This window comes from Enterobacter sp. RCC_40 (assembly GCF_041360735.1).
Classification (GTDB): Bacteria; Pseudomonadota; Gammaproteobacteria; order Enterobacterales; family Enterobacteriaceae; genus Enterobacter; species Enterobacter ludwigii.
This window is the reverse complement of the sequence record NZ_JBFUPR010000001.1, coordinates 1,342,104-1,355,440: the sequence shown is the minus strand read 5'-3', so window position 1 is coordinate 1,355,440 and position 13,337 is coordinate 1,342,104. Positions and strand designations below refer to the sequence as shown.

General features: G+C 54.4%; 15 protein-coding genes. 6 read left to right on the top strand and 9 right to left on the bottom strand.

What is annotated here, in order from left to right; all coding sequences use genetic code 11:
* The first annotated feature begins 191 nt into the window (after window positions 1-191).
* Together AB6731_RS06330 and AB6731_RS06325 are read left to right on the top strand one after the other, a co-directional pair.
* Window positions 192-281 carry a YnhF family membrane protein gene (locus tag AB6731_RS06330; RefSeq protein WP_032670423.1) on the top strand — a complete coding sequence of 30 codons (90 nt, stop codon included), beginning with the start codon at window positions 192-194 and terminating at the stop codon, window positions 279-281.
* A 163-nt stretch (window positions 282-444) separates the two neighbouring features.
* A complete protein-coding gene (locus AB6731_RS06325) occupies window positions 445-1,611 on the top strand; it encodes an MFS transporter (protein WP_014169771.1) in 1,167 nt (388 codons plus the stop codon).
* A gap of 38 nt (window positions 1,612-1,649) precedes the next feature.
* Here the strand turns inward: AB6731_RS06325 and sodB are convergent, their stop codons facing one another.
* Both sodB and AB6731_RS06315 read right to left on the bottom strand, forming a co-directional pair.
* A complete protein-coding gene (sodB, locus tag AB6731_RS06320) occupies window positions 1,650-2,231 on the bottom strand; it encodes a superoxide dismutase [Fe] (protein ID WP_020884341.1) in 582 nt (193 codons plus the stop codon).
* 122 nt (window positions 2,232-2,353) lie between these two features.
* Window positions 2,354-3,127 (bottom strand): C40 family peptidase, encoded by a 774-nt coding sequence (locus AB6731_RS06315; protein ID WP_014169773.1) that lies wholly within the window; start codon window positions 3,125-3,127, stop codon window positions 2,354-2,356.
* Window positions 3,128-3,466: 339 nt separating this feature from the next.
* Here AB6731_RS06315 and grxD point away from each other — a divergent pair, with 339 nt between their 5' ends.
* Window positions 3,467-3,814, top strand: coding sequence for a monothiol glutaredoxin 4 (gene grxD / locus AB6731_RS06310; RefSeq protein WP_003832760.1), 348 nt, complete (start codon window positions 3,467-3,469; stop codon window positions 3,812-3,814).
* Between the two features lie 45 nt (window positions 3,815-3,859).
* Here the strand turns inward: grxD and rnt are convergent, their stop codons facing one another.
* The 5 genes from rnt to eptA form a co-directional block, all read right to left on the bottom strand.
* Entirely contained in the window at window positions 3,860-4,510 is a 651-nt protein-coding gene (rnt, locus tag AB6731_RS06305; RefSeq protein WP_025204356.1) for a ribonuclease T, read from the bottom strand.
* A 96-nt stretch (window positions 4,511-4,606) separates the two neighbouring features.
* On the bottom strand, window positions 4,607-5,014 hold the full coding sequence (gloA, locus tag AB6731_RS06300; protein ID WP_020884340.1) for a lactoylglutathione lyase: 408 nt from the start codon (window positions 5,012-5,014) through the stop codon (window positions 4,607-4,609).
* A gap of 100 nt (window positions 5,015-5,114) precedes the next feature.
* The gene (locus AB6731_RS06295; RefSeq protein WP_020884339.1) at window positions 5,115-6,212 is read right to left on the bottom strand and encodes an alkene reductase; all 1,098 of its coding nucleotides are present in this window, start codon (window positions 6,210-6,212) and stop codon (window positions 5,115-5,117) included.
* Window positions 6,213-6,265: 53 nt separating this feature from the next.
* On the bottom strand, window positions 6,266-6,865 hold the full coding sequence (locus AB6731_RS06290; protein WP_014169778.1) for a TetR/AcrR family transcriptional regulator: 600 nt from the start codon (window positions 6,863-6,865) through the stop codon (window positions 6,266-6,268).
* 41 nt (window positions 6,866-6,906) lie between these two features.
* Window positions 6,907-8,532 carry a phosphoethanolamine transferase EptA gene (eptA, locus tag AB6731_RS06285; RefSeq protein ID WP_252068128.1) on the bottom strand — a complete coding sequence of 542 codons (1,626 nt, stop codon included), beginning with the start codon at window positions 8,530-8,532 and terminating at the stop codon, window positions 6,907-6,909.
* A 149-nt stretch (window positions 8,533-8,681) separates the two neighbouring features.
* Between eptA and AB6731_RS06280 the strand changes: the two genes are divergently transcribed.
* The 3 genes from AB6731_RS06280 to sodC all read left to right on the top strand — a co-directional run bounded on the left by AB6731_RS06280 (window position 8,682) and on the right by sodC (window position 10,464).
* On the top strand, window positions 8,682-8,921 hold the full coding sequence (locus AB6731_RS06280; RefSeq protein WP_020884337.1) for a DUF1289 domain-containing protein: 240 nt from the start codon (window positions 8,682-8,684) through the stop codon (window positions 8,919-8,921).
* A 48-nt stretch (window positions 8,922-8,969) separates the two neighbouring features.
* On the top strand, window positions 8,970-9,866 hold the full coding sequence (locus AB6731_RS06275; protein WP_014169781.1) for an aldo/keto reductase family oxidoreductase: 897 nt from the start codon (window positions 8,970-8,972) through the stop codon (window positions 9,864-9,866).
* Between the two features lie 79 nt (window positions 9,867-9,945).
* A complete protein-coding gene (gene sodC, locus AB6731_RS06270; RefSeq protein ID WP_020884336.1) occupies window positions 9,946-10,464 on the top strand; it encodes a superoxide dismutase [Cu-Zn] SodC in 519 nt (172 codons plus the stop codon).
* On the opposite strand, the gene AB6731_RS06265 is transcribed toward sodC, so the two are convergent.
* Window positions 10,443-12,476, bottom strand: coding sequence for an FUSC family protein (locus tag AB6731_RS06265; RefSeq protein ID WP_047366454.1), 2,034 nt, complete (start codon window positions 12,474-12,476; stop codon window positions 10,443-10,445). The genes sodC and AB6731_RS06265 overlap by 22 nt on opposite strands.
* Window positions 12,476-13,336, bottom strand: coding sequence for an HlyD family secretion protein (locus AB6731_RS06260; protein ID WP_272755626.1), 861 nt, complete (start codon window positions 13,334-13,336; stop codon window positions 12,476-12,478). The genes AB6731_RS06265 and AB6731_RS06260 overlap by 1 nt, the downstream gene beginning before the upstream one ends.
* Between the last annotated feature and the right edge of the window lies 1 nt (window position 13,337).

The window sequence follows — 13,337 nt, the reverse complement described above, 5'->3', positions numbered from 1 at the left end:
ACGACACAGGACGTCAGGAGGGGGTCAATGGCCGGTACGCTAATAAATTTAGCGTGGAATTTTGTCCTATCTTGATGAAAAGGGGAAGAGCTAAAGTGGTTATCAGTTTAAATCCAGGAAGATTTTTGAACTAAACTGTGTAAAAATGAGCAGGCTCACTTTTCGTGGGGAGATTAAAAGGAGAAAAATTGATGAGCTACGATCTGAAGTTTTCGCTGGTGACCACCGTTATTGTACTGGCTCTGATTGTTGCGGCGGGTCTGACGGCTGCATTGCACTGATTTACACGGAGGGAGAGCTCTCTCCCTCTCAGTTTTCCTGATTGTTACGCCTGCGGCAAAAATCTTTTGCCAATTTGTTAACTTCTCATTTTTTGTGATTGATGTCATGCTTTCGGCTTCTTTGTTCTGTGTCACGACATGACACGGCATCCGGAGTTGACGCATGAAAATCAATTTTCCCCTGCTTGCCCTGGCGATTGGCGCTTTTGGGATTGGCACCACTGAATTCTCCCCGATGGGGTTACTGCCTGTTATCGCCCGGGGCGTGGATGTTTCTATCCCGGCGGCCGGGATGCTCATCAGCGCCTACGCCATTGGCGTGATGGTGGGGGCACCGCTCATGACGCTTCTGCTTTCACACCGCGCGCGCCGCAATGCGCTCATTTTCCTGATGGCGATATTTACGCTGGGCAACGTGCTTTCCGCGATTGCTCCGGATTACACCACCCTGATGTTGTCCCGCATTCTGACCAGTCTTAACCACGGCGCGTTCTTTGGGCTGGGATCGGTTGTGGCCGCAAGCGTAGTGCCAAAACACAAGCAGGCGAGTGCCGTGGCAACCATGTTTATGGGTCTGACAATTGCCAACATTGGCGGTGTACCTGCCGCAACCTGGCTGGGTGAGGCGATCGGCTGGCGCATGTCGTTCCTGGCGACGGCCGTGCTGGGTGTTATCGCCATGGTGGCGTTGTACTTCTCCTTGCCGAAAGGCAGCGCTGGTGAACGTCCTGACGTCCGCAAAGAGCTGTCGGTACTGATGCGCCCGCAGGTGCTCTCCGCACTGTTGACCACCGTACTGGGGGCGGGTGCCATGTTTACCCTGTACACCTATATTTCACCGGTGTTGCACGATATCACCCACGCGACGCCTCTCTTTGTGACCGCGATGCTGGTGCTGATTGGTGTCGGGTTCTCTATAGGCAACTATCTCGGCGGGAAATTCGCCGATCGTTCCGTGAGCGGGACGCTGAAAGGCTTTTTAACGCTGCTGATTGTCATCATGATCGCCATTCCGTGGCTGGCGCGTAATGAAGTCGGGGCGGCGATGGCGATGGTTGTCTGGGGGGCTGCGACCTTTGCCGTGGTTCCGCCGCTGCAGATGCGCGTGATGCGCGTTGCCCATGAGGCACCGGGTCTCTCGTCGTCGGTCAATATTGGCGCGTTTAACCTTGGCAATGCGCTCGGTGCCGCTGCCGGTGGTGCCGTCATTTCTGGTGGCCTGGGATACAGCTTTGTGCCGGTGATGGGGGCGATAATTGCCGCGCTCGGCCTGCTGTTAGTGATGATGTCTGGCCGTAAACAGCCGGAAGCAGCGTGCGCTGCTGAATAATGAAAAAACGCAGAAGGGCAAACCCTTCTGCGTGTCTCTTACGCGGCGAAGTTCTTCGCCACAAACGCCCAGTTAACCAGTGCCCAGAAGTGCTCCAGGTAGTTCGGGCGCGCGTTACGGTAATCAATGTAGTAAGCGTGTTCCCAGACGTCCACGGTCATCAGCGGCGTTGCGCTGGTGGTCAGTGGCGTACCCGCGTTCGAGGTGGAAACGATAGCCAGTTTGCCATCCGCGTCTTTCACCAGCCACGTCCAGCCAGAACCGAAGTTCTTGACTGCAGCATCCGTAAACTTCGCTTTAAAATCAGCAAAGCTGCCAAATGCCGCGTTAATCGCACCAGCCAGTTCACCCGTAGGTTCGCCGCCTGCATTCGGTGCCAGGCAGTGCCAGTAGAAGGTGTGGTTCCACACCTGAGCGGCATTGTTAAAGACACCGCCCTCTGAACTGCGGACGATCTCTTCCAGCGTTTTGCCTTCAAAATCGGTGCCCTTGATCAGGTTGTTCAGATTGGTGACGTACGTCTGGTGATGTTTGCCGTAGTGATACTCCAGGGTTTCCGCAGAAATGTGCGGGGCCAGGGCGTCTTTTGCATATGGTAGTGCAGGTAATTCGAACGACATTGCTTCTCTCCTTATTGTTTTTTATGTTGCCAATAACCACACAGACAACAGGGACAGAATAGCAAATTGAAAGGGTATGCAAAAGAGGAACTTACCCTGCCACGGCTGTGGCAGGGCAGGGGTTAGCGAATGGTTTTTGGCGTCATCACGCGGCGTGCGCCGACATAGTGACGTACCCAGTAGTCTTCACTGAGAGAGGTTATCTGGATGTCCTGGCCGCTACGTGGGGACTGAATAAATTTCCCGTTGCCTACATATACGCCAACGTGGTCAGCCGTGCCGCGCCCCTGAGTGCGGAAGAAGACGAGATCGCCATTCTCCAGTTCACCGCGGTTGACCGGTGACGCGTCGCGCAGGTGATACATCTCATTGGCGGTACGTGGAATACGGAACTTCACCAGATCTTTATAGGCGTAATAGACGAGGCCGCTGCAGTCGAAACCGGTACGCGGTGAGCTGCCGCCCCAGCGATAGGGTTTGCCGATCTGCCCCATCAGTTTATTCAACGCCGTTTTTTGCGCTTTCTGCACGCGAACCTTATGCACTTCCGCTATTTTCGTGACCTTCGTGCATTTCGCTTTATGACCTTTGCGGGGGATGCATTTTTCCGTCACGAGATTAGCTGCAGTTTGCGAGGCTTTGCTTTTGGTTGCGTGGGCAGTGCGGGAAGGTTTTGTTTTCGTCTTGCTGGAGGCGGTCTTTTTAGTCTGGGTGGTGGTCTTTTTCTTGTCGTTCTTGCTGGTGGTTTTTTTCTTACGGTCTGTGGTTTTGGCCAGATGCGTTTTTTGTACAGCAGAGTGCCGCGCCTGTTGAGAGGCGTTCGCCACTGGCGTGAAAGTGAGTGTTGTAAACAGTAAAGCACAGAGCGTGATCGAGATTTTATTTATCCGCGCCACTGGGCAGTCCCCTGATAAATGCAGGTCATCAATAATACCCGCGAATGATTTACAAAGCCCGTCGATTCTAATCTATAAAAACCCGATAAGTTAATAGCATTTTTCAATCTACAATCCTGTTTCGTTAGCAAGTGCAAAAAAATTCATCAATCTGTCGCACTATTGTTCACTCCCTAAACAAAACCCTGAGTGCCGCAGGGTTAAACACCATTTGCAATGCAACTTTTCATCACTCGCGGTAAAATAAGAAAGACGTGACAAAAATGTTATTTTCCGATGGCAGTCTGAACCGCTACAATGACAGACGAATGCCGTAACAGAAGTTAAAGGAAGCAAGACATGAGCACCACTATTGAAAAAATCCAGCGCCAGATCGCTGAAAACCCGATTCTGCTGTATATGAAAGGTTCTCCGAAGCTGCCAAGCTGTGGCTTCTCCGCGCAAGCGGTTCAGGCGCTGTCTGCCTGTGGTGAGCGTTTTGCTTACGTTGATATCCTGCAGAACCCGGACATCCGCGCTGAGCTGCCTAAATACGCTAACTGGCCGACGTTCCCACAGCTGTGGGTAGACGGTGAGCTGGTCGGCGGTTGCGATATCCTGATCGAAATGTATCAGCGCGGTGAACTGCAGCAGCTGATCAAAGAAACGGCTGCGAAGTACAAAACGGAAGAGCCAGACGCGGAGTAAGTTATCTGCGAAGACAAAAAAGCGACCTCATGAGGTCGCTTTTTTTTATTCTTCATTGTCACCCATCGGCAGCGGCCAGCCGCCCAGACGCTTCCAGCGGTTCACAATTTCGCAAAACAGTTCCGCCGTCCGCTCGGTGTCATAAAGCGCGGAATGCGCCTGCGTACCGTCAAACTCAATGCCTGCCGTAATACATGCCTTTGATAATACCGTTTGTCCCAACGCCAGACCGCTCAGTGCCGCGGTATCGAAGGTCACAAACGGGTGGAAAGGGTTACGCTTGAGCGACGCGCGCTCAGCGGCGGCCATGGTAAAGGTGTGATCGAACGTGGCGTTATGCGCCACCATAATGGCGCGGCTGCAGTTGCTCTCTTTCATACCTTTACGCACCATTTTAAAAATGGCGTGCAGCGCGTCATATTCACTTACCGCACCACGCAGCGGGTTATGCGGATCGATGCCGTTAAAGGCCAGCGCTTCGGGCTGTAAGTTGGCCCCTTCAAACGGTTCAACGTGGAAATGCAGCGTGGTGTCCGGTGTAAGCCATCCCTGTTCATCCATCTTCAGCGTGATGGCGGCAATTTCAAGCAGCGCATCAGTTTTAGCGTTAAATCCGGCTGTTTCAACATCGATCACAACAGGATAAAAACCACGAAAACGGTCGCACAGACCGCTAAATTGAGCGTTATCGGACATCAGGGTCTCTTACATGGGGAAAAAAGCAGTGCGCATTATGGCAAATTTTGGATGGGGATGCAGTAAAAGTACGGGCGCATGTTGCGCCCTGCGGGATCAGTTGCCCAGACCGCGACCAGCGTCTTTGGCTTCAATCAGCTCGATTTTGTAGCCGTCCGGATCTTCAACAAACGCGATCACGGTGGTGCCGCCTTTGACCGGGCCAGCTTCGCGCGTCACGTTACCGCCGTTGCTGCGAATACGTTCACAGGCTTCGGCTGCGTTGTCCACTTCCAGCGCGATATGACCATAAGCGGTGCCCAGCTCATAGCTGTCCACGCCCCAGTTGTAGGTCAGTTCGATGACCGCTTCGTCCGTTTCCGGGCCGTAACCCACAAACGCCAGCGAGTATTTATATTCCGGGTTTTCGCTGGTGCGCAGCAGTTTCATACCCAGTACGTTAGTGTAGAAATCGACAGAACGTTGCAGATCGCCAACGCGCAGCATGGTGTGAAGTAGGCGCATAATTTCCTCATTAACCAATGGAATAGAATATCTATTTGAACAGAAACGATGTTTTAGTATAGCGGCGAAAGGTCGCCGCTATCAATGAGCAATGAAGAGATTACAGGGTAGGGTAGTCGGTATAACCTTCAGCGCCGCCGCCGTAGAAGCTTTCCGGACGCTGAGGGTTCAGCGCGGCTTTCTGCTGCAGACGGGCGACCAGATCAGGGTTAGCGATAAAATCGCGACCAAATGCAACGGCGTCGATCAAACCTTTGCTAATCAGATCTTCAGCTTTCTCAGGGGTATATGCACCTGCACCGATGATCACACCGTGGAAGCGTTCGCGTACTTTCTGACGGAAGGCTTCAGTGTAAGGCTGACCACCGGCCCAGTCTGGCTCGGACATATGCAGATACGCGATACCCCGTTTTGCCAGCTCTTCAATCAGATAAAGGGCATCCGCTTCTTCGTCCGGGCCGTTATCAACGTTCTGGAAAGAACCAATCGGGGACACGCGGATACCAATGCGATCCGGGCTCCACTCCTGACATACGGCATCCACCACTTCCAGTACCAGGCGCGCACGGTTTTCAACGCTGCCGCCGTACTGGTCGGTACGATGGTTAGAGGACGGTGACAGGAACTGGTGCAGCAGATAGCCATGCGCGGAGTGCAGTTCAACCAGGTCGAAACCGGCTTCACGCGCATTCGCCACGGCCTGGCGGAAATCGTTAACAATCCCCGGGATCTCGTCCAGTTCAAGAGCGCGCGGCATAGACGTATCAACGCGGATCGCATTGCCGTTTTCATCACGCAGCGAGGTGCGGGTGTTCGCGCTCAGGGCAGAGGCGGAAACCGGTGCCTGACCGCCAGGCTGGATGCTGCTGTGAGAGATACGACCGGTATGCCACAGCTGGACGGCAATACGACCCTCTTCAGCGTGAACGCCAGCCGTGATTTTTTTCCACGCGGCAATCTGTTCCGGGCTGTGCAGACCTGGTGCGCCAGCGTAACCCTTAGCCTGAGCAGAAATCTGGGTGGCCTCGGTGATGATCAGGCCAGAGCTTGCGCGCTGACGGTAATATTCACCCATCAACGGGGTAGGGATATCACCCGGCTCAATGCTGCGCAGACGGGTAAGCGGGGCCATGAACACACGGTTTGGCGCGGTAACGGCACCCACTTTCAAGGGGGTAAATAATTTTTCAGCGGACATAAAGGCTCCTGAGTAGACCAGTCGTCTAGTAATTACGTAAATAAAAACGCCTGCTATACGCGAGGCGTAGTAATGCTGCTTTTTACATGTGCCAGTGCGCTTTCAAGCGGCACCGCACTGCGAGAAATCTTGGCCTGCAGGTTCGCGCCTAACCAGAGGGCGTATAAAACCTGCGCCTGGGTTAAAGGTTCGCCGGGAAAAGTCAGCGTTTTTTCATCGCGGCCTTTCTCCAGCGCCTGTGCCATGAGGGCGATAACCCCGCGGGCCCCTTTATCCATTGCTGTGCGCATATCTTCTGAAAGATCGCACACTTCGGCAGAAAGTTTTACCGTCAGGCAACCGCTGATGATGCCCTGCTGACAGAACTGGTTCAGCGTTTCCTGATAGAAGTGCAGAACACGATCGCGATAATTACCTTCGCCCGTGGCAAAGTGCGCTGCCAGGCGCTGATGGTAGCTGGCATAGTGCCGCTCCAGCATTGCCACGCCAAACGCCTCTTTGGACCGGAAGTAGTGATAAAACGACCCCTTCGGTACCTCAGCGGTTTTTAATAACTCGCTCAACCCCATACCGGTGAACCCGCGATGCATGCAAAGTCGCTCGCCGGTCGCCAGTAAATGTTCTCGGGTATCGTGTTCTGTATTTCTGCTCATGGCCGCACTCTAATAGACCGTTCGGTCTATTGCAAGCGTGTTCAGTGGCGACATGCGTTCAGAATATCCAGCTGTTGTTGATAAACCTTTGATTTAATGTCCATCATACCCAATACGGTAGAGAACAAATTGTCCTGCGAAACCGCATTTTTTGCTGCATGGTCACGTAAACATTGCTCGTTGACGCCGAAATTTTTCGCATAGTCTGGTGATAACCAGAACATAAACGGAATGTGCGTTTGTTGCTCTGGTGCCAGCAAATACGGCGTGCCGTGCAGATAAATCCCGCTTTCGCCCAGCGACTCCCCGTGATCCGAAAGGTAAATCAGGGCGGTATTCATGCTCGCCTGACGCGCTTTCAGGGCATCGATGGTTTTACTGACCATGCTGTCGGTATACAGGATGGTGTTGTCATAGGTATTCATTAGCGCCTGGTGATCGCAATCCTGAATTTCATTGGTATCGCAGGTTGGCGTAAATTTGCGGAAATTATCCGGATAACGGCGATAGTATGCCGGGCCGTGGCTGCCCATCAGGTGGATGACCAGTACGGAGTCCTGCTTCAGGCCATCCAGAACATTGTCCAGACGGGTGAAGTTCACATCGTCAATGCAGGAGTTGTCTTTGCAGAACTGATCGAGTTTCCACTGGGTCATGTCGGTATGGGGAACGCGATCGCAGGCGCCTTTACAACCGCCATCATTGTCACGCCACAGCATATTGATCCCCGCATGGGCGAGCACGTCCAGCAACCCTTCCTGGTGATGGGCCAGATCGGCATCGTATTTACTGCGCGTCATACCGGAGAACATGCAGGGCACGGAAACGGCCGTTTCGGTGCCGCAGGAGGAGGCCTGCGGGAAGTTAATCACATCCTGCTTTTTCAGCTCGGGGTTTGTTTCACGCCCGTAGCCATTCAACGAGTAGTTCGCGGCACGTGACGCTTCGCCGATGACCAGCACCAGAACGGTTTTCTTTTGTTGGCCTGCAATCAGCGGCCCTTTATGGGCATCTTCACCGATCCGGACCAGTGTTTGATCGCCTGCAAACCAGCGCATTTTGCTGTATTTGACCATCGCGCTGACATAGTTAGCGGGGGTCACCATTTTGACGATGCTTTTGTTATTGCGAAACAGCGACGCGTAGTCTTTATAAAACAGGGCGGCGATGAGGATGATAACCAGCAGGGCGCCGAGCATTGCGGCAAAACGGGTCAGCAGGGCGTACCACCATTTCCCGGTGCGAATGCGGGTCATGGCCAGCACCACGGACGGAACAAGACCGGCAACGACAATCCACAGGATCATCTGCGGCGTCACCAGGGCAGTGGCTTCCTGAGAGTTGGTTTCGAACACGTTAACAATCATGTTCTGATCGATAACCGCGCCGTAGGTATACATAAAGTAGGTCGCGGCGGCGCATCCGACGGTCAAGACAATCAGCAGCGGCTTACGGATAAACGGGATATTAAGCAGACTAAAAACAATGACCCAGCCGCAAAACAGCACCAGTGGAACGGACGCGGCAAAGAGGACGTCATGGATATGCGCGGGCGCGATAATTGCCCAGCTACGCTGAATAAACAGCGCGTTTAATACGGTAAAGAAAAGTGCACAGCCCAGAGTAAATTTTATATCGTTACATTGTAACTTTTTGATTGGCCACATCGATCAGAAAACCTGCAATTTTAATGATGGGGCGAGTATAGAGAACGAAGATTAGTGAAACCTTAATGCCACAAAACTGTGGTAAAGCCCTTGCACGCGGGACGTTTAGCGTCTTCACTGTAGGTGATAGTCGTTATCGGGAGGTGAGTGTGGCAGAGCAACTGGAGTTTTTCCCCATCCAGAGCCCGTGCCGGGGTATTTGTCAGGTGGATGAGCGCGGATATTGCCGTGGCTGCATGCGCACGCGCGATGAGCGTTTTAACTGGCAACACTTCAGCGACACGCAGAAACAGGAGGTGCTCCGTCTCTGTCGACAGCGACTTCTGCGCAAAATACGCGCAAACAAAGCCGGTGACACCGAAGAACCCCAGCAACCTTCACTGTTTTAACACGGTAATTGCGTATACTCATGACATCACGTCCTTGAGGAAAATGTTATGGTTCAGCGAATTACCCTTGCCCCCCAGGGGCCAGAATTCTCCCGCTTTGTGATGGGCTACTGGCGCCTGATGGACTGGAATATGTCCCCCCTCCAGCTGGCAAGCTTTATTGAAGAGCATCTCGACTTAGGGATCACCACGGTCGATCACGCTGATATTTACGGTGGCTATCAGTGTGAAGCCGCGTTCGGCGAGGCACTCAAACTGGTTCCTGCGTTACGCGAACGCATGGAGATCGTCACCAAATGCGGGATTGCCACGACGGCAAAACCGGAGCATGCCCTCGGCCATTACATTACCGACAGCGCGCACATCATTAAGAGCGCCGAACAGTCGCTGGTTAACCTGGCGACCGATCATATCGATCTGCTACTGATCCACCGCCCCGATCCGTTGATGGATGCCGATGAGGTGGCCGAAGCGTTTCTGAATCTGCATCAAAGCGGCAAAGTGCGTCATTTCGGCGTATCAAACTTTACCCCTGCACAGTTTGCGCTGCTGCAGTCTCGTCTGCCGTTTACCCTGGCCACCAACCAGGTTGAAATTTCTCCGGTTCATCAGCCGCTGCTGCTGGATGGCACGCTCGATCAGCTTCAGCAATTGCGTATCCGACCGATGGCGTGGTCGTGTCTGGGCGGCGGACGTCTGTTTAATGATGATGAATTCCAGCCGCTGCGCACTGAGCTTGAGACCATTGCCCGCGAACTGAATGCCGGGAGCATCGAACAGGTGGTGTACGCGTGGATCCTGCGTCTGCCGTCAAAACCACTGCCGATCATTGGCTCGGGCAAAATTGAACGCGTACGCGCCGCCATTGCCGCGGAAGAGTTGCAGATGACCCGTCAGCAGTGGTTCCGCATCCGCAAAGCGGCGCTGGGTTACGACGTCCCGTAACCGGTAAAACGTGACTTTCCGGTGAAATCTTTGCCCCTGGTATAAACTTAAGGGGCAAAAAACAACCCGTGGAGGTCATATGAAGCGTTTTACTCTGGCTCTCGTCACGCTGGTGGTCTGTGCAGGTGCGCAGGCGGCCAGTGATGAAGTGGAAATGAATCTCGTCACCTCTCAGGGTGTAGGTCAGTCCATCGGCACGGTGAAAATCACTGAAACCGACAAGGGACTGGAATTCGCGCCCAATCTCAAAGCCCTTCCTCCTGGTGAACATGGTTTCCATGTCCATGCCAACGGTAGCTGTCAGCCCGCATTAAAAGAGGGTAAAGCCTCGGCTGCGGAGGCGGCAGGCGGCCACCTCGACCCACAACATACCGGTAAGCATGAAGGTCCTGACGGTATGGGACATCTGGGCGATTTGCCGGTGCTGGTGGTGAATAACGACGGCAAAGCCACGGATCCCGTCGTCGCGCCGCGGCTGAAAAAGCTGGATGAAGTGAAAGGCAAGGCGCTGATGATCCACGTCGGCGGCGACAATATGTCCGATCAGCCAAAACCGCTTGGCGGTGGCGGGGCTCGCTATGCCTGCGGGGTGATGTGATCCCCAATTGTACCCGGAGCCGGTGCCTGTTCCAGCTGCGACAGTGAGCAGTGCAGGCGCCAGATTATCGAGGCTAAATCTCGTGCTGCAGGCGAGTGGTGGTGCGCAAGGGTATCGCAAATTCGCTGAAGTTCAGCAAGCGTGGTTTCCAGTGGCCGCTGCTGGACACCGCGTTCGCTCATGACATCGCGTAGCAGGGTGATGCAGACATCACGAACCTGCGACAGCGGGTCGGACCGTGTTTCCCATGCCCTAAGTTGCCAGACCACGTGAGAGCAGTTCAACAGCACCACGCCCCAGCGCAACAGCCAGCGGCGCGAAAGGGAGTCCTGGCTGTTATTGAGCTGGCTGACATAGTGATAGACCAGCGATTCATACTCACTTTCACGTAAATGCGGTTTTCGACTCAACTGGTCGACAAAACCTCTGCGTAACTCGCGGATATGCCGGCGACTCTTGCGCGCATCTGAACCCGGACGTAACACCGCAAATGCCAGCCACGCCAGCCCAACGCCAAGGATCTTCGCCAGATTGTCATTGAGAAAATCGGCGTAGTCATAAACCGGCGGGTTAGTGACGGAGATAAACGAGCCCATAAACACAATCAGCTGTCCCCACAGCCCCGCGAGTTTGGGCATTTGCAGCTTCAGCAGCTGCATGGTGGTTAACAGCGGGAACAGGAACAGAAGGAACTGCCACAGGTCGCTTATCTGCACCATCAACCCAAACTTCACGGCAAAACTAAACAGCGAAAGCAGCACCAGGGTGCGCAGCAGCAGCGTGAGGGAGTTGAACGGTGACGCAGCGACGGAGTATAGCACGCAGCTGATAGCAGCAAGCGTCAGGGCCGCAGGGCCTGACTCCCACTGGGTGGTGATACTCCACGCGCCAACCAGCGTGAGCGCGCAAAAGGTACGAAAACCGCTCCAGAGTGCCTCCATCGAGTCTGTGTGTCGTGCCAGCGCCGGGCTACCGGGGACAGCGAACTCGGTGACCGGGGTGGCATTTTCCACGGCGTTAATCCAGCGGCTGCTGCGCAGATACAACCGGCAAAAATAGTTGAGACGCTGCCAGAAGGCGCGGTGACGGTAATCGTACTCATCTACTGGCGCGAGCGGGGCGATAATCTTCGCGACGGTGTAGATGTCGGCATCCGGGCGTGCAAGCGCCGCGAGCAGCGTTTCAATCACGGCGCGCGTATGTGCAGGGGGCGTGGGCCAGTTGAGCAGCATCCGGCGCAGGCTGGAGATTGAACTGGTCATACGCAGCTGCTGATGCAACAGATAGTTCAGCAGGGTGTTCTGACGACGAAAGCGATAGTGGCTCCAGAAGGCCTGAATGCGTAACAGATTCATGGTCAGGATCTGGCCGATCACCTTTTCGTGCGCAAGACGGATGTCGTCGTTGGTATCCGGTTGCCAGAGCAGGCTTGCGTGCTCCAGTAAACGGGTATGCATGGTCTTCAGGGCGGTAATAAGCGCGGTGCCATCGGAAGTGCTCGGCAGTATCATCATCATGAAACCGCCGCTCAGAATACCGACAATCACTTCGCAGACGCGCGCCTGTGCGATGTCCCACAGCTCGGTGGTATCGAGCACATTCACCACCGGAAAGGCGATAATGGCGGCGGTATAGCCGGCCAGCTGGAAGGCATAGGCCACGTTATTCGTAAAATGTGCGCAGGCCCAGGTACAAAAGCCCAGCCATATCGCCATGCTCAACAAAAAAAGCCACGGATCGTTCAGCGTATGACCTGCAATGATTAACGCTGCGGTGGCACCCAACAGGCTGCCGGCAATACGTCCAAGACTCTTGCTGATCACCCCGCCGACGGTGGGGAAACTCACCACCGCGGCAGAGGTCATTGCCCAGTAGGGCTGATCAAGGTTGAGGTAATAGGCGACAGTCAGCGCCAGACACATCGCAATGCCATTACGCAGCGCATAGCGCCACTGCGGACGTGTCGCTTTCATCCACGGCGTATTTCGCCAGGAGAAGGCCTGCAGGTTCATCAACGGGTCCCGATGGCGACGGTGCAGGTTGTGCCGGAGACCAGCGTTATGCCCTGCGGTAAATGGTCAAACTCCACACGAACCGGTACGCGCTGGGCCAGACGCACCCACGGCACGTTCGGTTTAATGTCCGGTACCAGGCCTGAATCCATTTCAACACTCTGATCGTAGATGGCACGGCCGATGCTGGAGACGTGACCCTGTAACCTCTGCGAACCGCTGTAAAGCGTAATGGTAGCGGCAGACCCTTCGCGAATATGGCGAAGCTTGGTCTCTTCAAAATAACCCACCACATAGAACGAGTGGCTGTCGACAAGGGCGAAAACGGGTTGCCCGGCGGTGGCATAATTCCCCACGCGGGCTGACAGGTTGGTGATCCATCCATTGACTGGCGCGGTAATAACGGTTTGTGTCAGCTCCCACTGCGCCTGTTTGAGCGTAGCCTCCGCGACGTTCACGCTCGCCTGCATGGCCTTAACGTTGATATTGGCAGTATCTAAATCTTCTGCGGAAATATAGTTGCGCGACAAGTGCCGGCGGCGATTGGCTTCGTTATTGGCTTTTGCTAAATCAGACTGGGCCTTCGCCAGCTGTGCCTGGGCGTTAAGGATCGCAATATGATAGGGGGTGTCGTCGATACGGAATAACACGTCACCCTTTTTAACGTACTGGTTATCTTTCACGACAAGCGTCGTAATGCTGCCCGACACCTGAGGGGTAATGCTGACCTGCTCAGCCCGCACTTTGCCGTCACGTGTCCAGGGTGACTGCATATAAAAATTCCAGAGCCACCACCCGGCAACCAGGGCCAGAGCAAGAACAATCAGCGTGGAAAAGTACTTCAGCGTTTTCAGGGGCATA